The following is a 19,237-nucleotide window of genomic DNA, read 5'->3' on the forward strand; positions in this document are numbered from 1 at the left end:
CTCTCTTCCGCTTCGCTCCAGAGGGCTGTGAACCGGCTCGCTTCGCTCCCCGGTCCGCGCAAAGCGCGGGCGTTCCCTCCGCTTCGCTCCGTGAACGCAGTGAACGGGCCTCGCTTCGCAATGCCCTGATAGGCCGCCACTTCGTGGCGGCCTATCAGGGGTTCCGCTTCGCTCCACCCCGGCCCGTCCGCTTCACTCCCGGACCAAGAAGCCCGCTTAGCGGGCAGCTGGCTACGGGTGCTGTGGGGTGTGCGTGACGGGGCCGACCCTGTAGCCCCGGGCAAGACTTCCCCTTTACCACGCCATCTCTCTAGCCGGTGCCCTCGGCGTTCAGAACAGCTGTCAAGTACCGCATCGAATCTGGTGAGCACCCGACCAGCACCACAGCTTCTCCGTCGCGGCACTCGGCCACCTGCCAGCGGTACTGCACCAACCTCGAATCTGTACGGTTCTTCGACCGGACTCGAACCAGCTGTAACTGCGCTGCAGGAAGCGGCCCGCGATGAGGATCGCTGAACTCCGTAGGAGTGACATGAAGCGTAGAACTCGTAGCCCAGAGGTGAACCAACGCCTCATCCCGGCAGTACGAACGGTCACCCAGCACGCAGGCCACGAAACTCACCTCCACCCCCTCTGCGAAACCCCGAGCCTTCTTTCTGGCTTTACGCGTCTCATTACCCCAGCCCAGCGCCCCACCGACAACAAGCTCCAGCAAAAAACCGAGCACACGCAGCCCCCGATAGTCACAACCCTCCAACCGCAATCCAAACAGGCGCAGACACAACGCGCACTTCCTTCCTGGCGCTCTCAGGGGGTTCGCTTCGCTCCAGCCCGCCTGTTTCGGCTCCCCGCTGCGGGCCCTTCCGGCTGCGCTTCCAGTGGCTCATGGCCCAGTCCGGCTCTCAGTGAGAAGGATGACTCCGGTTGCGTGCACACTGCCGATGGCGTGCGGATTGATTGGCTATCAAAAGGCAAACCCAGAAAAGGACATGCGCCCCAGCCACCACGACCTGACCGGTGCCGGCGCCGTCACTCACCCTCCATGCAAGTAACCCCGCGCTGATGCCCAGCATCGGCCAGTACACCCACCGAGCCCAACGCCGGCCCGGCCTGGACCACTCAGGCGGTCCATAGGAATCAGAACGCCGTCTCATATCCGCCTCCCTCATCACAGGGCAGGTTCCCCCTGATATCCCGGGCACCCCCCCCCTCCTCCCTGCCGCTCATCCGCAGCCGACGCGCAAGTTGGCTGAGCGGGAGGGCCAGGGCCGCGTGAGTAGATGCCGGCTGACTCCAGTGCGCCCGTGTGCTTCATTTTTTTACTAGAGATAATCTATGGACTCAGGACACCCCAACGCTGATCGTTCCGGGAGAGACTCGGAGCCGTTGCAACGGCTCCGCGGGTGCTCGAGCAGAGTGGGCCGGTCGTATCGGTTCATCCTCAGGTCTCATGCCTCCTCCCGGTGCGGGTGAACTGCTCTCCGCCGCTTGGAGGGAGCACGGGGGACCACGTCATCAGGAGAGGGCAGGCGAGATGTCGAGCAGAGGCCACACTGACCCACGTGAGGCAGCGCAGCAGGAGGCTGTCGAGGCGGTTGTCCGCGCTCTCGAACTGCCACCGCGGTCGCTCGCGCCGGAAAGAGGGCTCCGGACCCAGGTGATCATGGCGACCGGGTCCGGGAAGACGCGGGTCGCGGCCCGCAGCGCGGACAAGCTCCGCGCCGGCCGCGTACTCGTCCTCGTCCCCTCTCTCGACCTGCTCACCCAAACCGAGGCCGCGTGGCGAGAGGCCGGCCGAACCGGCCCGATGATCGGGGTCTCATCCCTGCAGGGCGAAGACACTTCGTTTCCGAACAGCACCAACGCGGAAGAGCTCGTCGAGTGGGTGCGGCCGTTCGACAAGATCACCGTGTTCGCCACGTACGCCTCGCTCGGGCTGGGCACATTGGAGCACGCCCACGCCACGGGCCTGCCAGGGTGGGACCTGATCGTCGTGGACGAAGCTCACCGAACTTCGGGCCGGATCGGGAAGCCGTGGGCCGTCGTCCATGACAACACCCGCATCCCCGCCCTGCGGCGGCTCTACATGACCGCCACGCCGCGTCTGTGGCAGCTCGACGAGGACGCCGGCCGCGGAGCGCCCACCGAACTGGTCGCGAGCATGGAGGATGATCCCGAGGGCCCCTTCGGCAGCAGGGCGTACACGCTCACCCTCTCCGAGGCGGTGGACAGGGGCATCTGTGCCCCGTACCAAGTCGTCTGCGTCGACATCACCGACACCCAGCTCCAGACCGCGCAGCTCCTCGGCTTGGAGGGCCGTTCAGATGCAATTCGCGGGGCCCGGCTCGCCACACTCCAGACTGCCCTGCTCAAGACGTCCGCGGAGGAAGGCTTTAGGCGCACGCTCATTTTCCACCACATGGTCCGCGAGGCCGAGGCGTTCGCGGCCGGCCTTCCCGACGTCGCCGCGAAACTGAAAGACGCGGAACCGGAGCTGTACCCGCACACCATCTGGGCTGAGTGGTTGTGCGGGGAGCACAGGCCGCTGGAGCGGCGCCGGGTGCTCGACGAGTTCGCGGCGGGGATTGCCACGGATGGGACCGTCGTGGAGAAGAGTTTCCTGGGGTCGGTGAAGGTACTGGGCGAGGGGGTCGACACCCGCAACTGCGACTCCGTGTACTTCGCGGACGTCCGCGGCTCCATGCCCGACCTCGTCCAGGCCGTCGGCCGTGCACTGCGCATGCAGCCCGGCGAGGGCAAGATCGCCTCACTCGTGGTGCCGGTGCTGCTGGGGCCAGGTGAGACGGTCGACAACATGCTCACCAGTCGGGCGTACCACGGGCTCGCGAAGCTCCTGGAAGCGCTCAGGGCGCACGACGCTCGTGTCGTGGAACATCTCGCCGAGCCACAGGCACCCAGCGCCTACAAAACCGCGCAGGACCACGAGAGCGGGACCGAGAAGGGCGAGACGGACGGTCCGTCGATGCCGGCGCGGGAGCTGCTGAAGTTCTCCGTGCCGCGCGATCCGGCCCAGTTGGCCGCGTTCATCAGCCTCCGGGTCCTCAGCCCGGAGAACGAGCACTGGCGGCGCGGTGTCGAGGCCGCCAGCATCTACCACCGGCTTCACGGCGACCTGAAGGTGCCCTTCACCTACCGCGTACCCAACACCGACAACAACGAGACCGAGGAGGGTCACTTCGGGGAGGGGCAGGGCGACGAGGTGGAGGTGTGGCCGGCATCGCTCGCCGGATTCCCCCTCGGCCAGTGGACCACAGACGCCCGCCGCTTCTACACCCGCGGCAACATGGACAAGGACCGCGTCGCACAGCTTGAGAAACTGGGCATGGTCTGGTCGCACCACGACGTCGCCTGGGAAGACGGACTCGCAGCGGCACGAGGATGGGCGGCCGAGGCAGGCCATCTCCTCGCCCCTACCGACGCCGTGTTCCAAGGCTACCGGGTTGGGATCTGGCTCAAGAACGCCCGGGCCGCCGCCCGCAGGGCCGCCGCACACGAGCAACGGCGTGCCAAGGGGCTGCCGGTTCAATCGTCGGCCGGGGCCTTGTCGGACGAGCGCCGCGAACACCTGGAGGACATCGATCCGGCCTGGTGCCCGGCCTGGCCCGTGGAATGGCAACGCTGCCTCCACCTCACCCGGCACCGCCTGGAAGCCGGCCACCCATTGCCCGTCGGGCCGCGGACGGTGATGGTCCAGGGGGAGGACCTCGGCCGCTGGGTACAGTCCGTGCGGTTCGGCTGGGAGCGACTCACGCCCGTGCAGCAATGGCTGTGCGAACACATCCTCGGAATCACCCCCGCAGCCGAGGACGAGAAGCCGCCCCCTCCACGAACGCAGGCCGATAAGTGGTCCATGAACTACCAAGCCGCCAAACAGTACTATCAACGCGAAGGACACCTGCGAGTGCCGAGAAAGCACGTCGAACGGACTGTCGACGAGAGCCAGGAGGCGCGGGAGTTCCGGCTCGGGGCGTGGATCAGCAACCAGCGCAGCAGAGCCGCGACGCTCTCCCCGGAACGGGTCGAGCAGCTCTCCGCCATCGGCATGCGATGGACATGACCGGCCCCATCATCACCGCGGCCACCACTCTCGCGGCCGGCTCCGCCGAACCGGGGCCTCGGTCCGGAACGAACTGTCCCGCCCACCCCGCCAGACGAGTCAACGACGACCTGGGCGGCTGCCGCACTTCGGGCGGGCACGCGGCCAGCTTGCCCATGTCCGGCTTCGCCGATCCGTTGACCCAGGTGACGCAAGGGTGGGCTATGCCATGACGTCTGCGTTGAACGTTGAAGCGTTCAGCGCCTGAGCCTCTGAAGAAGGGCTCACCTGCCTCCTCTAAGCACATACCGGGGACGGGTCCCGGACGCTCTTTCGCATGGACGTCACCGCTCAACGGGCCGACTGAGACGGGGCTGAATGCAATAACGGCAGTGGTCACTGCCGGTGCCGCCACTGGTACGACCACAGCGGCAGGGTCAGCAGCCCGACAGCAAGACGGGCTGAGCACCATGGTCGGCTCCGGCTCCCTGCCTTCGCGGGACAAGTGGCGTGCCACACGGAGTACCTCACCTGGCGGCTGCACTGCTCCGACCAGTTGGTCCGCCTGGAGAGGTCTACTGACGGACCGCCGAGATCAGTCCGCCGGGCCGTTCCTCACGCTGCGGAGGGGTGCTGATCGGGCGGCCGTAGGCGGCAGCGCGCTCACGCAGGGTGTGGCTGTCGGCCCTCCAGCCGTGCCCGCTCAGCCAGCCCACCGGGTCGTCCGGCATCTCGGAAACCCACATGGACGCAGCCGATCCCGGAACAGCATCCGCACCGAAGCGCTCGATCACGCCGCGCGTGCCCAACGTCAGCCCCAATCGACTGCCTGCCGCCGAGAGCGCGCTGATCCTGGCCAGCAGCAGCTCCACCGCTTCCTGGGGCAGATAGATCAGCAGCCCTTCGGCGATCCATACGGTCGGCGCGGCCGCGTCGTGCCCTGCGGCGGCCAGCGCGCCCGGCCAGTCCTCCCGCAGATCCACCGTGACGGTGATCCGCTCGCAGCGTGCGACGGCCCGCTCCTGACGCAGCACCGAAGCCTTGAAGTCCAGTGGCGCAGCGGTGTCGACCTCGAACAGGCGGGTGCCCTCGGGCCACCCCATCCGAAAGGCCCGGCTGTCCATGCCTGCGCCGAGCAGCACGACCTGCCGGACCCCGGACGCGGAAGCCTGCTGCAACAGGTCGTCGAGGAACTTCGTCCTGATGACGATGGAGAACGACACCGCAAGCCGGCGGCGGCGCGCGGCCTCGTCACCGGTCAGGGGCGGCGAGGAGGGCGACAGGCCGCCGGCGGTGGCGAACGCCTGTGCCAGCGGATCGCGGAACAGTGCGTTCTCCCGCTCGGACTCCAGCGCCCGCACTCTGGCCACCCCTACCGCCGTTGCCCACACTCCCGACGGCTGCACCCACTTCGGCTCATCAGTCACCACACCAGCCTAGAAGAAGACGGCTGCGCCTTCCCTTGTCGGTACGCCTTCCGGCAGCAGTGCCGTCGGCACGTCAGGCGTTGGCGCACGAGGCCCCGTCGGCGGTGGTCATCTGCGGATATGCGTAGCGCGAGAGGATGAAAAGCCAGCTCAGTCCACTCCCCACCGGTGTGCGAAGTCGGGCGGGCAGGCCGGATGGGCGGGCCCTGAAGTTCCGTAAGATCCCAAGGACGAACGCGAGGGTCGTGGGAGGTATACGTCGTGAGAGCCGACGCGGGCGCCCTCGGCAATGTCACCGACCTCAACACGGCCCGTGATCCTTGCTCCAGTACCGGCCAGGCCACCGAGGCGGTGCAGGCAGCGGCCGACTGCGCCTGCGGCAGCTGAAGCAACCGGCCCGACAGCCGACTTCGCGGTGCCTCATGAGACACCGGGAACGGCCGCTCCGGGCGAGCCGGGCATGAGAGCGAGGGATGGGCCGTCCTCACCCGCCCCTACCCGCCGCCGATCCGGAACCGCAACCAAGATCCTGAGTACGCGGCATCCGGCGGATGGCGTTCTTCACACTGAACGGGGCCGTCGGCGGCGCCGGCGACCACGCCGGGCCAGAATCGGGCGGCGCTGTGGTTGGCATGGTCGAAGGCGAGTGCCCACGGGCCGGGGTGCCGCTGGAACATGAGGCGGGCAGCGGTCCGGCCCGCCCGGATCGCACCCGGCTAAGACGCGCTCAGCCTTCCCCCATGGCGGAGCAGTCGCCCGGCTGCGTGATCGCCCCCGGGCGACTGCTCCATCGCCTGAGCCACACGTCAGAGATCGCGTGCTGCGACGACCACTGGAATCCGCTTCCCGCCGCCACAGCCGGAACACTCGGTTCCGCTCCAGCCACGGCGTGCGCCCCTTCGCCTTCTCCGTCTTCCGTGAGCGGTTGGCCAGATGGTCCGGCCCCTCGGCACCCGCCCCCGGCCGTGCGGTGCTCATCCGCTGTACGCGCTCACTGCCCCATGACGTACGCGACGGTCGGGCCCGTGGTCCAGCCGCCGTCGACTGCGAGTTCAGCCCCGGTGACATAGGACGCGGCGTCCGAGAGCAGGAAGACGACCGCGCCGGCGATCTCGTCGGCCTCGCCGACCCGGCCCATCGGCGTGTTGGGGTACTTACCCTCACCCCGCTCGATGCCGGTGGCCGCGGTCATCGGGGTGTACGTCATCCCCGGGTGCACGGAGTTCCCGCGGATGCGGGCGGTGCCCAGCTCCACGGCGCCGATCTTCGTGAGCCCGCGGACGCCCCACTTGGAGGCGCCGTAGCCGGCCGTGAGGGCGAGGCCCATCATGCCCGCCGCGGACGAGATGTTGACTATGGATCCGCCGCCGGCCTCCTTCAGTGCGGGAATCACGGTCTTCATGCCGATGAAGACGCCCGTGAGGTTGATGTCGAGCACCTTGCGGAAGTGCTCGACGGACTCGGACTCCAGCAGGCTGCCGGTCGAGATGCCGGCGTTGTTCACCAGGCCGTGCAGTGCGCCGAACTCGGCGACGGCGAAGTCGGCGGCCCGCCGCCACTCCTCCTGCGAGGTCACGTCGTGGTGCAGGAAGCGGGCGCGGCCGCCGAGTTCGCGGGCCGTACGCTCCCCGTCCTCGTCCAGGACGTCAGTGATCAGGACGTGGGCCCCGGCGGCCACCGCCTGCCGGGCTGTCTCCGCGCCCAGGCCTCGGGCACCACCGGTGATGATCAGGTTCTTGCCGGTCAGGTCGTGGTGGGGGACTCGTGCATGGTGTGCTCCGTTCCAGGGGCCGGTGGGGTCGCGCGGATCAGAAGTGGGTGCCGCCGTCGACGCGAACCTCGGTTCCGGTGATGAACCGGCCGTCCTCCGACGCGAGCATCGCGACGACCGACGCCACCGTCTCCGGACCGGCGAATCCCTGGCCGAGCGCCGGGGAGAGCTTCGCGAACAGGCTCATGTCGGCGTCCTCGGGCAGGCCCGGGCCGACGCTCTGGCCGCTGGCCCCGCTGCCGTCCGTCATGCCCGAGGAGATGGAGCCAGGCTGCACGGAGGTGAAGCGGATGCCGCGGCTCGCGTATTCGGAGGCCAGCGCGTGGGTCATCGACTGGATGCCGCCCTTGCTCGCGGCGTAGGCCGCCATATAGGGGTGCGCGAAAGCCGCCGAGGTCGAGCTGAAGTTGACGACGGCCGCGCCCTCGCCCTGCAGGAGCGCCGGGATCGCCTCGCGGATCACCAGGAACGTGCCGACGAGGTTCACCGTCAGGACACGGGTGAAGTCCGCCAGGCTGGTCTCCTCGGTGCGTGAGGAGCGCAGGATGCCGGCCGCGTTGACGAGGACGTCCAGCCCGCCGAGCGCGTCGGTCGCAGCCCGGATGCCCTCGCGCACCGATGTCTCGTCCGCGATGTCGACTACGAGCGTGGTGAGCCGCTCCGCGTGGCCGCCGGCCTTGTCCAGGGTGTCCTTCAGGCCCGACTCGCTGACGTCCGCCGCGACGACGGTGCCGCCCTCCGCGAGCAGGCGCAGCACGGTGGCCTGGCCTATGCCCGATCCGCCGCCGGTGACCAGGGCGCGACGGCCGTCGTAGCGGAGGGAGTGGTTCTCGTGGGTCATGTGCGCTCTCCTACTCGGCCCGCCGACGATGTCGGCCAGGCCCTTTTCGGCGCCTGTCTCGGCCTGTCCCGGCCGCCGACGCCCTTGCCTTCCGCGTCACCGTACGCCTAGGTGGCACGTTTTGCCATTACGTCACGGTGTGCCTCCGGGTGGTCGCAGGCCGTACGCTTCTGGGGTGAGTACCGAGCCACCATTCCCGTCGCTGACCGAACGCCGCAAGGCAGCCACACAGCTCGACATCGCGCATGCAGCGGCCGAGCTCTTCGCCACCCGGGGCCCGGAGGCCACGACGGCGGAGGAGATCGCCCGGCGGGCGGGGGTGGCGCTGCGGACCTTCTACCGGTACTTCCGCTCCAAGCAGGACGCCGTCGGCCCACTGCTCACGGTCGGCGCCGACGAGTGGCGTGCGCTGCTGGCCGAGACGCCGCCGGGCACCGCGCTGGGGCCGGCCCTGCGCGGCGCGGTCGAACAGGCGCTGGCCACACCGGACCCCCAGGCCACGGAGGCGCTCCTGCGCACACGGGGCCTGCTGCGCGCTGCGGCGAACGATCCCGCTCTGCGCGCCGTCTGGTACCGCGTGAACCAGGAATCGGAGGAGTTGCTCGTCCCGGTCATCGCCCGGCTGACGGACGGCCGGCGCGACCCGATGGACGTGCGCCTGGTCGCCGCCGCGGCCACCGATGCCATCCGGATCGCCCTGGAGATCTGGTCCGGCACCGAGGCGGCGACCGAGGGCCCGGGCTCCCCCGCCGACCTGGCAGTGCGCTGCCTGCGGCGCCTCCTGGGCGGCACGGTCACGGCGGAGGACGAGGACGACGCCGCCCGGCGGCACTGATCAGGGCAGGCCCCTCACGGCCTCCCGGGGAGGATGACGTCCGGCATGCTCCCTCGCTGCGGCAAACGGCGGAGTCCGTCCCACCGGGCTGCGGTGGGCGCCGTGAGAGCGCGGGGTGGTGGGAGGCCCGGGACCAGGTCACGCACCTCGCGGGGCGGTCGCGCGGCGGCGTGCTTCGATCCAGCACCGGCTGTCCAAGCGGCTGGTCATGCGGTTCGCGCAGGCGGCGCTCGAAGACCTGCGGGTGAAGAACGTGGCCCGTTCGGCGCGCGGCACCGCCGGAGCGCCGGGGCGGAACGTGGCGGCGAATCGGGTCTCGACCGGGCGGCCCTGGGCGTCGAGTGCTCGTCGTGCCGGGCGCCGGAGGTCAGTGTCAGTGCCCTCCGGCAGAGTGCAGCCCGTGATCAACGAACTGGACAGCATCGACTGGTCATCAATGAGCCACGCCTACGGCCCGGCCACCGAAGTCCCCATAGGCTGCGGGCGATGGCCTCCCCCGACCCGAAAACCCGGGACAAGGCGTTCAACAGCTTCTACAACGCGGCCCATCACCAGGGTGACGTGTATCCCTGTACAGCGGCCAGCCTGCCGTTCCTCTTCGCCATGGCCGACGACGCCGCAACCCCCGACCGCGCCTCCGTCATGCAGCTTGTGCTCAGCATCGGCCGCGAATCCGCCGACCGGAGCGACGGCCTCTACTTCGCACCGGACGGCACCGAGTCCACCGCAGGCGCAGACAGCCTGGCCTTCATACGCGAGCGCGCCGACATCTTCATCTCCCGCTCCAACGACCCCGACCCTTCCGTGCGCCGGCCGTCGATCGAATGCCTCGGCCGCATCCTCGAAGACGCCGTGCAAGCCGTCACGCTCCTGCGTGACCGGCTGTCCGCAGAACGCGGAATCGTCGAGCGGCTGCTGGTTGTCCGGACGATGGCCGACCTGGCGCTGCGACTGCCGGCAGCACGTGCCTCCGCCACGACGTGGCTCGACACCATGGCCGGCGAAACGACGGCAGATCCCGACATCCGTCTGGCCGCCCTGGTCCACAAGGCACGCTGCTCCCCCGCGGGGATCGACGCCGAGACCGTGCCCACAGCCATCGCCCTGCTCCGACAGCTCACGCCCGCACCCCAGCCCGGACCCAAGAAGTGCGAGAGCGGTCCCAACTCCTGTGCCGGCGCCGGCGAGCCGGCCACCACAACCACGCAGGACGTGCCGCCGCAGATCTCTGATGCGTTCGCCGATCTCGAACGGCAGAACCGCGTCCACGGACCCACCACGGACCTCCTGCGCCGCTTCCACGCGGTCCTCGACGCACACCTGCCCGAGCGCACCGCGCTGCTCACCGAAAGGGTCTCACGGCTGGCCCAGATGTCCTGGCTGCGAGTCCGCCCCTCCGCAGGGGGGGCGGACTCGGATGGTTCAGCTGGCCTTGGCCGGCTCCTCGGCTCGGGCCCGGGTGCCGGCGAGGCGGTGGGAGTCGGTGCCGGTCTCGATGATGGTGCCGTTGAACGTGAGCCGGTCGGCGATGGCCGCGCAGAGGCGGAAGCGGCGGTGAAGGTCCTGGTCCAAGCACGATCTCGGGCTTCCGGGCCGCGACGTAGTAGCGGACCGTCCCGTAGAAGACATGGGAGTCGTGTTCCTCGACCAGTCGGCGGAAGATCCGGGGCCGTGTGCCGCTGCTTGCGCGGCGCGTCCAGGTCCGCCCGCGGGATCTCGTCGATCACCGGCTTGTAGCGGTCCACCCGGCCGCCCGCGGCGGCAGCTTCTTGCGCGGCTCCGGCCAGGACGAGTCCAACGCCTTCCGCACCGTCCGCCACGTCACGCCGTGCTTGCGCTCACGCTCCCGATCGGCAGGCTGCCACGGTGGTCACGCCGGATCGCCGCGTACAGCTCGACCTTCGACATCCGCGGCAGGGCTCGGGGCGAGCCGTCGGGGCCGGCAGCCGTGGGCGGCCGAGGCAGCGGCGTTGCTGACGGAGCCGGCCTCACGGTCGCCGGTGCCGCGCTCGCGGCCTGCGCCGTCTCCTCCGTTGCCCCGTGCGCACCGTTCCCCTGTCTCAGCGGCCGGGCGATACTGCCCAGAAGTACCTGGCCCGTCCGCTCCCTCATCGCGTATGCAGGAAAAGGCCGAGTTGCCTACAACGGAAGAGGTCCCTTGCGCAGCCACGAGAACCTCAAGACCAGCGGAAGCGAGCGTGCCCGCAGAGCGGCGCGCGGTCCCGAGACCGCACCACGCGCCCCGCTGCCGGAGTTTCTCCCTCTGCAGGCCACCATGGGGAACGCCGCCGTGGTCCAGATGCTTCGCCGGGCCGGACACCGTTGGGCCGAGGAGGGGTCCTGGCACTCCGCCGGACAGGACCTTGCCCCATCCGAGCAGCCCGCCGTGCAACGCTCCGCCGTCCATGACGTCCTGCGTACTCCGGGCCGCCCTCTCAATGAGGACATACGCACCAAGATGGAAGCCCGATTCGGCGCGGACTTCTCCGACGTCCGTATTCACGACGACTCCGCAGCACACACCTCGGCCGCAGAGATCGGCGCCCGTGCCTACACCTCCGGCGAGCACGTGGCAATCGGCAGGGGCGGAGCCGACGAGCACACGCTGGCCCACGAACTCACTCATGTGATCCAGCAGCGGCGGGGCCCGGTGGCCGGAGCCGACAGCGGCACGGGATTGAGCCTGAGTGACCCGTCCGACCGTTTTGAGCGCGAAGCCGAGGCGATGGCCACCAGGGTCATGAGGGAGTCGGCACAGGACTCCGTGCCCCGTCCGGCCACGGCGGCGCTGACCGGCGGCACCACTGCCTCCGCTCCGGTCCAGCGCGCCCGTGACAAAGGAAGCAAGGAAAAGAAAGATCCTTGGAAGCCGGGGGCCGGACCAGCGGACGCTCAGGCCGGGGGGCGCTCGCTCAGTTTGAACCAGGCCGAGGTCCAGGAGCGGATGGGCTACGTTTGCAAGTTGATCTACGGCAGCCGTCTGGATACTGCTGCGGCCGCCAGCATGCAGGAATGGCTCGGGGAACTGAAACTGAACGGGCTCTGCGGCGGCTGGGTGAGAATTCACCAGCAGGATCCATTGTGGCTGGAGCCGATGTGGGAGGCACTGGTTGCCTGGCAGCCCGAGGGGAACCAGGGCGAGCCTGTCGCTGGAGACCTCAAGGAGTTGGCGAAGCTGCTGCAGGCCAGGGGCGTCGGCGACGTGGGCGACGAGGTGAAAGAAGTCGTCATCGCCGTCAACACGGCTTGGAACGTCATGCGCAGCCTCGAACCCGAGGCCGGATACCGGGACGTGCACGACCTGCTCGGTGACTCGACGGTGGCTCCGAAAGCCTACGACGCCTGGGAGGCCGGTACCCGCAAGAAAATCGAATGCACGGTGGATGAGGCAGGGGAAAAACTGGCCGCCCATATCATGCACGCAACGCACTTCTCCCAGGGCAAGGGCAGCGCGGAGCACTACGCGCGGATCGAGACGCCGACCCACCACATGGGTGTACGACTGAAACGCGACAACAACGGCCGGCAGGTGATGGTCTGCGAGACGGAAGAGACCGGCATTCTCCCGTGCACCTCATTCGAGGAGATAGCGACCACTCTGCAGAACGGCTGCGGCCGAAACAACGAGGAAATGATCGAACTGGAAGTCACGATTTCCACCAAGTAGATCGTCGGCGTCACCCGCTCGAGCTTCTGCTCATGGCTACGAACGGCTGCGGACCGAACCGCACGGCCGGCGCCGTCACCGTGCCCGGCCGCACCGGACCATCGAGCACACAGGCATCCGCCTGATCGGCCCGCCCCTCACCACCACGCTGGATCCGAAGGGGCCAAACGCAGGTCACCGGGCGCGTGCCACCCCCGGTGACATGCGTTTCGGTGGCCGACTGGCTGCCGGGCTGTGCACGGACGGCCCCCACGCCCCGGTGAAACGCCTGCGCCGTCATCACCTTGCCCGTGGGGCCCGTGACCGCGCTTCCGGTCAGCCGGTTCCGCGGTCGGGTGGGGCGCTCAACAGGCGGTGCACGAGGACGCTCCAGCTGTCGGCCAGTGGGCGGCCTTCGGCCGAGGAGAGGGGCCTGTCGGTCTCGGGCATGGCCAGGAACAGCAGGAGGGGGCCTTCGAGGGCGCCGGTCAGCTGGACGGCCAGGCTGTCCAGGTCGGGGAGATCGGCCTCGGCCTGTCCCAGCAGGACGCGCAGGTGCACGCGTGTGATCGACGCCGGGCCGGCGGGAACGGGCTGGTTCCGGTCGAGGGCGGCGCGGGCGACGCTGTGGTGGTCCAGGAGGAAGGCGATCCTGGCCTTCCCGTAGGCGACCATGCGGTCGAGTGCCGACGCACCCGGACCCAGCGGAGGCGGGCCGTAGAGCACCCGTTCCTGGAAGGCGCGGTCTTCGGCGTCGAGCAGGGCGCGGAAGATGCCGGCGCGGGTGCCGAAGCGCCGGAAGACAGTGCCCTTGCCCAGGCCGGCGCGTTCGGCGAGGGCGTCCATCGTGACGCTGCAGGCGCCCCCGTCGGCCATCATCTCCCGGACGGTAGCCAGGAGCAGCTCGCGGTTGCGCACGGCATCGGCGCGTTCGGGGCGGGGCCGGCCCAGAGGGATGAGGGATCCGTTCACCGGTCCAATCTACCGCCCCTCACATTAAACGGGGTACAGTCCGCTTATGGCGGCGGAGGAGGTCCCACTCCGGGTCTTCGGCCGCGCGCCCTCTACGACTGCTCTTGAGGAGTGCCACCATGAACCTGTTCCGCCTGGACGCGAGCATCTTTCCGGCCACTTCGGCCAGCACCGAACTGGCCTCCCTGGTCGAGGCCGAGTGGACTGCCGCGCATCCCAACGCCACGGTGACGCGACGGCACATCGCCACGGATCCCCTCCCCTCCGATGCCTGGGCCCTGGCGACCACGGCAGGGTTCACCCCCGAGGCGGACCGGAGCCCGGCCCAGCGCGATGCTGCGGCTCTCGCGGCCACACTCGTGAATGAGCTGCGCGACGCGGACGCGGTCGTACTCGCGGTGCCGTTCTACAACTTCGGGGTATCCCAGCATTTCAAGGCATGGGTCGACCTCGTGATCGCCGGAGCCGGCCCCACCGACCCGGTGCTCAAGGGCAAGCCCACCGCCCTGATCACCACCATCGGCGGCGGCTACGGCCCCGGCACGCCGCGCGAAGGCTGGGACCACTCCACTTCGTACCTCGAGCGCATCGTCCGCGACGTGTGGCAGGCCGACCTCACCCTGGTCAAGCGCGAACTGACCCTGGCTGCCACCACACCGGCCATGGAGCAGTTGCGGGATCTCGCGGACCAGCACCACACCGCCGCCAAGGAGCAGGCGCGCGAGGCCGGACTCGCTCTGGCCGGCAACTGACGCGGCCCTTGCGGCTGACGCGATCACGAGGGTGGCCGGGTTCCCCGCCGCCGGGTTCTCGGCGTGGTCGTCGCGCCTGCCGCGTGCGGTGAGCAGGGAGCCGAGCAGCCGGGTTCCGGGGCCCCCGCCGGGTGCTGTTCGGTTCCCGGCTGAAAGGGGCTGGCCGAAGGTGCTCGTCCCGGCCTGCGCGGGCACGGGGCGCTGCCCCTGGTCTTCCCCGAGCGGCCTTTCTTCTCGCGCCGCCGGGCCCGAGCGTTTGACGGTGAGGGCCGCCCGGCGGCGGCCGGGAATGTGGGTGACGTGATGCACGCGAGGCTGCCGCAGCAGCGTCCGCTGCCCGAGCGGGCAGCAGGGGTGAGCAGGCGGCCCGCCGGCCCAGTTCCCCGGCTGGCCGCCCTGCAACGCAGCTTCGGCAATGCGGCGGTCACCCGTGCGCTGACCGGCGCCCCCGTACAGCGCTACACCGAGCCGGACGCGGAGCGCGACATCGCGGACACCGCGTCGTACGACCGGATCTCACAGAACGGAAGGATCGCGGTCTCCGGCCGCCAGGATGCCTTTGCGGAAGCGGAGTTGATCGCGTCGGCGAACACGGCGTTGGCCGCGTCGGAGCAGGTCCGCATCCGCCTCGAAGCGGGCCGCCAGGTGGTGGTCGGCGGCCGGGTGCTGCACCGGGTGCTGCCTGTCTTCGCGTCGAGGGAGGCGGCCGAGGCCGCACAGGCGGACAGGCGGACAGGCGGACAGCGAACACGAGCCCATCGCGGGTGAGAGCGCGCAGGACAGGGAGACGAAGCTCGACTCCTACCGGCGGAGCGTGGTTCGGCCGCCCGCCGCACTCGGACTGCTTCTCCAGGACATCGCCAGGCTGGCGGGCGGGGGCCGTCCCAGCGACGGCAGCGTCAACAGCGTGCACCAACGACTGCTCGCACTCGCGATGGAGAACCTGGGAGCAACGTGGGCCGCCGACAACGTCCCGCTGAACCCGCTGCTCGACCCGGCCGACTACCTGAAGACGGCGGGGCGGCTCATCGGCGTGATCGTCATGGAGTACGCCGGCTCCCGGGAACCGGAGCGCGTGATGCAGGACCTCCTCATCACGATGCCCAACGACTGCCAGGCCGCCGCGCAGAGGCTGCTCGGCACCAGGATGGGTGAGCTGCAACAAGCGCGGGCCGAACCCGCGGTCGGCCAGAACCACTACGTGAACCTGAGCGACGCGCCCGGTCGGTGGAACAACCATTTCGGCGCGGTGATCATGCGGGACGGCGACGACACCCTCACCTTCGAGGCAGCGGCGGACAGCACCAGCCGTATCAGCGAAGGGAAGTCCCTCGGATACTTCGCGTTGTACGGGAAACACGGCACCTCGCAGTCCTTCGACGCGGACCTGCGCCGGCAGAACGCCGCAGGAAACGGCTGAACAGCCCACGCTTTCGAAGCGCGTCGGCCGCGACACCACCGAGCCGGCTGCGCGCGACAGCGGAGGAGGCACGGCGCACCGGGGCGCTGCAGAAGCGGCGCAAGCCGCTGCCCGGCGTGCCGGAGGCCGGGAACGCGGTCGACGAAGACCGGGACTGCCGGGAGCGACGCCCTCAGGTCCCACGCCCGCCTCCGGTTCAGAGTTCGTACGGGTGGAGGGCGATCTTCTCGCGCTCGATGTGGAGTTCGACCCACGTGCCGTCAGTACCTTCGGGCAGCGGGCCGGCAAGGTCCAGCAGAATCTGCGAGCCATCGAAGTCCAGTACGGCGGCGCCGTTATCGGTGAGGTTCAGACGTCCACGCAGGACGACGCAGTGGCCGCCGGGTCGGACTCCCGGTCCTGCTCCGTCGGCCGGTCTCGCGTTCCGCCCCCAGACGATGTCTTCGTCGACCGTCCACTCGACGTGGTACTTGCCCGGTTGCGCGGCTTGGTCACCGCACCAGCGGACCGCTGTCCCGCCGAACGAGGTCCGGACCTGGGCCAGCCAGGGGCTCCAGGGAAACTTCGCGACCTTCACCAGTTCGACCAACATCGTTCGATTATGCGGCATCCGGGCCCTGCCGGAACCCGTGCAGTCGGCGCTGCCCGGCACGGCCTGCCGTGACGTATGCGCTTGCCCAACGACGGGTGGAGGCGGTGACGACGCCGGCCTCCTCCTCACGTCCGGTCAGGACCTTGAAGTGGAGTCCGGCGCTCCTGCGCCGGCGTCGCACCGGCTCGTGGGCGCCGCACCCCACGCTCGGGGACGGGACACGAGGCCCGGAAGGCTGCGATCACCAGTCTCGGCCTCACTGAGGCCATCCCTGATGCCCTCGTGGCGGCCGCTGGGTCTTTCCCCATTGGCGGAAGTGTTCAACCGGTACGGTGTCGCCGTTGTGGGCCGTGTGGCCCCGGAAGGCCGGCACCGTCTGGGACTGGCTGTAGCCGCGTCAGGTTCGTTTGCCGATAAGCCAGTAAGTCGTTGCCGGCGCCTCTAGGCGCTGGCAACGGCAGTTTCACGGTCCTACCAGCCCATTCCCTCTCAGGAATTGTCGGTCTCCACCGCGTCCCGCAGGATCTGGTGACAAGGGACCTGCCCGGGCAAGGAGACGCAGATGATCGGGATCGATCCGCAGCAGCTGGCCGACCGCTACATGGCTCAATGGAATGTGCGCGACGCCGCAGAGCGCCGCGCGATCATCGAGCGACTATGGGCCGAGGACGGCACCCATATCCTTCAGCCGCCTGCGGAGATGAGGAAGACCGCCGCGGAACTCGGCTTCGACTACCCGACGCTGGAAGCTCAAGGATTCGATGCCATCGAGACCCGTGTCGCGCGAAGCTACGAACGGTTCGTTGAGAAGCAGGGGTTCACGTTCCGGTCGCGCCCCGGGGCAGTGCGTCTCCATGGCGTGGTCAGGATCGGCTGGGAAACGGTGTCCACCGCAACCGGCGAAGCGGTGGGTGGCGGTTCCGACATCCTCGTACTCGACGACAACGGCCGCATCAAGACCGACTACATGTTCCCGGGCTCCTGAGCGACGGCAGCACTGGTCGTTGCCCCGGCGGCGGCCGAGAGAGCCTCGGCCGTCGCCGGGTCGGCCGGCAGGAACGCCTCCAGCTTCAGCTCGGCAAGCGTCACGTCGATGGCAGTGGCGAAGGTCGTCACAGTCGTCATCAGGCGGAGCTCACCGTAGGAGGACCGCAGGCGGAGTGGCACCGCGAAGCCGAGTGGGCCGTCGGACGGCTCCAGGTCGGGAACGTACCCGGTGAGCTCGGCGCGCAACTCCCCGAGATGGTCAAGGCGAACCAAGATGTGACGCGCCCACTCGGCGAGGTTGAGGATACGAGGAGCCAGTCCGTCGGGATGCAGGGCCAGGCGGTAGACATTCGTGCCCGGGCCCACCAGTTCCTCGGCTGCGCCCTCGGTGATCACGTCGAATGCGGTGTTCGCGGCGACCAGGTCGCCGCCTCTGTCCACAACCAGCGCCGGGTACGGCAGATGCCCGCGCAGGATGTGGTCGATCGCCGTACGCACGGGGGCCAGCACCGGATCGTCCAGTGAGCTCTCCGGGTAGGCGGGCGCGTAACCGGCGGCCAGCAGCAACTCGTTGCGCTCCCGCAGCGGCAGTTCCAGCGACTCGGCCAGGCGCACGACCATGTTCCGGCCTGGGACCGACCTGCCGGATTCCATGAAGCTGAGGTAGCGCTGGGTGGTGCCCGCTCGCAACGCCAGATCGAGCTGGCTGACATGACGGCGGGTACGACGCTCACGCAGTGTCCGGGGGAAGTCCACAGTCCTGTTGTAGCGGCGGCGGAGGGTCCCCGGCCATTCCCCGCAGGGAATTGTCGCCTCTCGTCCGGGTCGTGAACATGGCCGACATGGACATCGGTGTACTGCTTCCGACCGGAACCGCCCAGTGGGGCCCTGCCGGCGACGCTCGCGAGCTGGTCGCCTTCGGCCGCTCCGCCGAACGCGCCGGCTTCACCTCGCTCTTCGCCAACGATTCTCTGATCAGCCCGCGGGTCGAGGCGCTCACGATGCTGGCCGCACTCGCGCCGGTCACTGATTCCGTCACCCTGGGGACGGCTGCGCTGATGCCCTTCCTTCGTCGGCCGGTCCAGGCCGCGCAGGCACTCGCCTCGATCGACCTGCTGTCCGCCGGCAGGCTTGTCGTGACCGTTGGCGCCGGCTTCCCCGGCCGCTTCGGGCGGCCCCTCTACACGTTGTCCGAGCTGCCGTGGGAAAGGCGCTTCGCCCGTCTGGACGAGACTGTCGCGCTCTGGCGGGCTCTGTGGGACGGCGCCGATGCCTTCCACGGCGAAATCCTCCGGTTCGAGGACATCCCGTCCACGACCAGGCCGCACCGAGCCGGCGGCCCGCCCATCTGGCTCGGCGGTGCGACCCCGGCGGCTCTGGCCCGCACCGGCCGGATGTACGACGGATGGCTGCCCTACCCGCCCGACCCCGCCGATTACGCGTCCGGCCTCCGCAGCATTCGCGAAGCGGCAACCGGCGCAGGGCGCGAGACGGACGACATCATCCCCGCACTGTTCGTCTCTGTACGGATCGACGACGACGTCGAGAACGGCCGTCGGACACTGGACGAGTACGCGCGGGCCACGTACGGCATGCCACTGGAGCAGCTGGAAGAGATCCAGGCAGTGGTCACCGGTTCGGCGGACCAGATACTCGAGCAGCTGGGACGGTACGTCGCCGCCGGTGCTCGGCACATCGTCGCCCGCCTCGGTGCCCTGGACCTGCACTCCCAGCGCGACCAGCTCGAACAGCTCGCCGAACTGATCCCCGCCCTCCGAGCGGCAGCGGACCACGCCTCCACCTAGGGCGTGTTTCGAAAGTCCCGCCTGTCCGGCGGCGCCTGGCACGCACGCTCGCCGCGTTGTCGGGGTCGCCCCGACACACCCAGTATCGGGGCGACCCTCCGCCTTGCGATCGCACGCACCAGACGCCGCCGG

Annotated in this window: 15 protein-coding genes and 2 pseudogenes; 10 read left to right on the forward strand and 7 right to left on the reverse strand. The window is 69.4% G+C overall.

Annotated elements, in window-relative coordinates:
* The first annotated feature begins 1,534 nt into the window (after positions 1–1,534).
* Complete coding sequence (locus ACN6LM_RS33745) at positions 1,535–4,078, forward strand: Helicase associated domain protein (RefSeq protein WP_445069197.1); 2,544 nt, start codon at positions 1,535–1,537, stop codon at positions 4,076–4,078.
* Positions 4,079–4,632: 554 nt separating this feature from the next.
* Here ACN6LM_RS33745 and ACN6LM_RS33750 read toward each other — a convergent pair.
* Positions 4,633–5,448, reverse strand: coding sequence for an SAM-dependent methyltransferase (locus tag ACN6LM_RS33750; RefSeq protein ID WP_445069210.1), 816 nt, complete (start codon positions 5,446–5,448; stop codon positions 4,633–4,635).
* Positions 5,449–5,745: 297 nt separating this feature from the next.
* Here ACN6LM_RS33750 and ACN6LM_RS33755 point away from each other — a divergent pair, with 297 nt between their 5' ends.
* Positions 5,746–5,871: a hypothetical protein gene (locus ACN6LM_RS33755; protein ID WP_445069198.1), complete on the forward strand. Its 126-nt coding sequence runs from the start codon at positions 5,746–5,748 to the stop codon at positions 5,869–5,871.
* 604 nt (positions 5,872–6,475) lie between these two features.
* Here the strand turns inward: ACN6LM_RS33755 and ACN6LM_RS33760 are convergent.
* Together ACN6LM_RS33760 and ACN6LM_RS33765 are read right to left on the reverse strand one after the other, a co-directional pair.
* Positions 6,476–7,231, reverse strand: a complete 756-nt coding sequence (locus tag ACN6LM_RS33760; RefSeq protein ID WP_445069211.1) for a glucose 1-dehydrogenase — start codon at positions 7,229–7,231, stop codon at positions 6,476–6,478.
* A gap of 61 nt (positions 7,232–7,292) precedes the next feature.
* Complete coding sequence (locus ACN6LM_RS33765; RefSeq protein ID WP_445069199.1) at positions 7,293–8,096, reverse strand: SDR family NAD(P)-dependent oxidoreductase; 804 nt, start codon at positions 8,094–8,096, stop codon at positions 7,293–7,295.
* A gap of 175 nt (positions 8,097–8,271) precedes the next feature.
* On the opposite strand from ACN6LM_RS33765, the gene ACN6LM_RS33770 reads away from it, so the two are divergent.
* A complete protein-coding gene (locus tag ACN6LM_RS33770; protein WP_445069200.1) occupies positions 8,272–8,931 on the forward strand; it encodes a TetR family transcriptional regulator in 660 nt (219 codons plus the stop codon).
* A gap of 642 nt (positions 8,932–9,573) precedes the next feature.
* Positions 9,574–9,765, forward strand: a pseudogene (locus ACN6LM_RS33775) (hypothetical protein); the annotation flags it as partial.
* A gap of 588 nt (positions 9,766–10,353) precedes the next feature.
* Here ACN6LM_RS33775 and ACN6LM_RS33780 read toward each other — a convergent pair.
* A pseudogene (locus ACN6LM_RS33780) lies at positions 10,354–10,502 on the reverse strand (IS21-like element helper ATPase IstB); the annotation flags it as partial.
* 587 nt (positions 10,503–11,089) lie between these two features.
* Between ACN6LM_RS33780 and ACN6LM_RS33785 the strand changes: the two are divergent.
* The gene (locus tag ACN6LM_RS33785; protein ID WP_445069201.1) at positions 11,090–12,598 is read left to right on the forward strand and encodes an eCIS core domain-containing protein; all 1,509 of its coding nucleotides are present in this window, start codon (positions 11,090–11,092) and stop codon (positions 12,596–12,598) included.
* 315 nt (positions 12,599–12,913) lie between these two features.
* Here the strand turns inward: ACN6LM_RS33785 and ACN6LM_RS33790 are convergent, their stop codons facing one another.
* Positions 12,914–13,549 (reverse strand): TetR/AcrR family transcriptional regulator, encoded by a 636-nt coding sequence (locus tag ACN6LM_RS33790; protein ID WP_445069202.1) that lies wholly within the window; start codon positions 13,547–13,549, stop codon positions 12,914–12,916.
* 119 nt (positions 13,550–13,668) lie between these two features.
* On the opposite strand from ACN6LM_RS33790, the gene ACN6LM_RS33795 reads away from it, so the two are divergent.
* The 3 genes from ACN6LM_RS33795 (at position 13,669) to ACN6LM_RS33805 (ending at position 15,721) form a co-directional block, all read left to right on the forward strand.
* On the forward strand, positions 13,669–14,301 hold the full coding sequence (locus ACN6LM_RS33795; protein ID WP_445069203.1) for an FMN-dependent NADH-azoreductase: 633 nt from the start codon (positions 13,669–13,671) through the stop codon (positions 14,299–14,301).
* 300 nt (positions 14,302–14,601) lie between these two features.
* Positions 14,602–15,069 (forward strand): hypothetical protein, encoded by a 468-nt coding sequence (locus ACN6LM_RS33800; RefSeq protein ID WP_445069204.1) that lies wholly within the window; start codon positions 14,602–14,604, stop codon positions 15,067–15,069.
* Between the two features lie 46 nt (positions 15,070–15,115).
* Positions 15,116–15,721 (forward strand): hypothetical protein, encoded by a 606-nt coding sequence (locus ACN6LM_RS33805; protein ID WP_445069205.1) that lies wholly within the window; start codon positions 15,116–15,118, stop codon positions 15,719–15,721.
* 196 nt (positions 15,722–15,917) lie between these two features.
* Here the strand turns inward: ACN6LM_RS33805 and ACN6LM_RS33810 are convergent, their stop codons facing one another.
* A complete protein-coding gene (locus tag ACN6LM_RS33810) occupies positions 15,918–16,313 on the reverse strand; it encodes a hypothetical protein (protein ID WP_445069206.1) in 396 nt (131 codons plus the stop codon).
* A gap of 562 nt (positions 16,314–16,875) precedes the next feature.
* Between ACN6LM_RS33810 and ACN6LM_RS33815 the strand changes: the two genes are divergently transcribed.
* Positions 16,876–17,298, forward strand: a complete 423-nt coding sequence (locus tag ACN6LM_RS33815) for a hypothetical protein (RefSeq protein WP_445069207.1) — start codon at positions 16,876–16,878, stop codon at positions 17,296–17,298.
* On the opposite strand, the gene ACN6LM_RS33820 is transcribed toward ACN6LM_RS33815, so the two are convergent.
* Entirely contained in the window at positions 17,277–18,056 is a 780-nt protein-coding gene (locus tag ACN6LM_RS33820) for a helix-turn-helix domain-containing protein (protein ID WP_445069208.1), read from the reverse strand. The genes ACN6LM_RS33815 and ACN6LM_RS33820 overlap by 22 nt on opposite strands.
* An 86-nt stretch (positions 18,057–18,142) precedes the next feature.
* Here ACN6LM_RS33820 and ACN6LM_RS33825 point away from each other — a divergent pair, with 86 nt between their 5' ends.
* Positions 18,143–19,105, forward strand: coding sequence for an LLM class flavin-dependent oxidoreductase (locus tag ACN6LM_RS33825; protein WP_445069209.1), 963 nt, complete (start codon positions 18,143–18,145; stop codon positions 19,103–19,105).
* Positions 19,106–19,237 lie beyond the last annotated feature (132 nt).

This window comes from Streptomyces sp. SAS_281 (assembly GCF_052542855.1).

Excerpts from the sequence above, each read along its gene's own strand:
- ACN6LM_RS33745 (WP_445069197.1), top strand. The coding sequence starts at position 1,535 with ATGTCGAGCAGAGGCCACACTGACCCACGTGAGGCAGCGCAGCAGGAG.
- ACN6LM_RS33765 (WP_445069199.1), bottom strand. The coding sequence starts at position 8,096 with ATGACCCACGAGAACCACTCCCTCCGCTACGACGGCCGTCGCGCCCTG.
- ACN6LM_RS33795 (WP_445069203.1), top strand. The coding sequence starts at position 13,669 with ATGAACCTGTTCCGCCTGGACGCGAGCATCTTTCCGGCCACTTCGGCC.
- ACN6LM_RS33810 (WP_445069206.1), bottom strand. The coding sequence starts at position 16,313 with ATGTTGGTCGAACTGGTGAAGGTCGCGAAGTTTCCCTGGAGCCCCTGG.
- ACN6LM_RS33815 (WP_445069207.1), top strand. The coding sequence starts at position 16,876 with ATGATCGGGATCGATCCGCAGCAGCTGGCCGACCGCTACATGGCTCAA.
- ACN6LM_RS33825 (WP_445069209.1), top strand. The coding sequence starts at position 18,143 with ATGGACATCGGTGTACTGCTTCCGACCGGAACCGCCCAGTGGGGCCCT.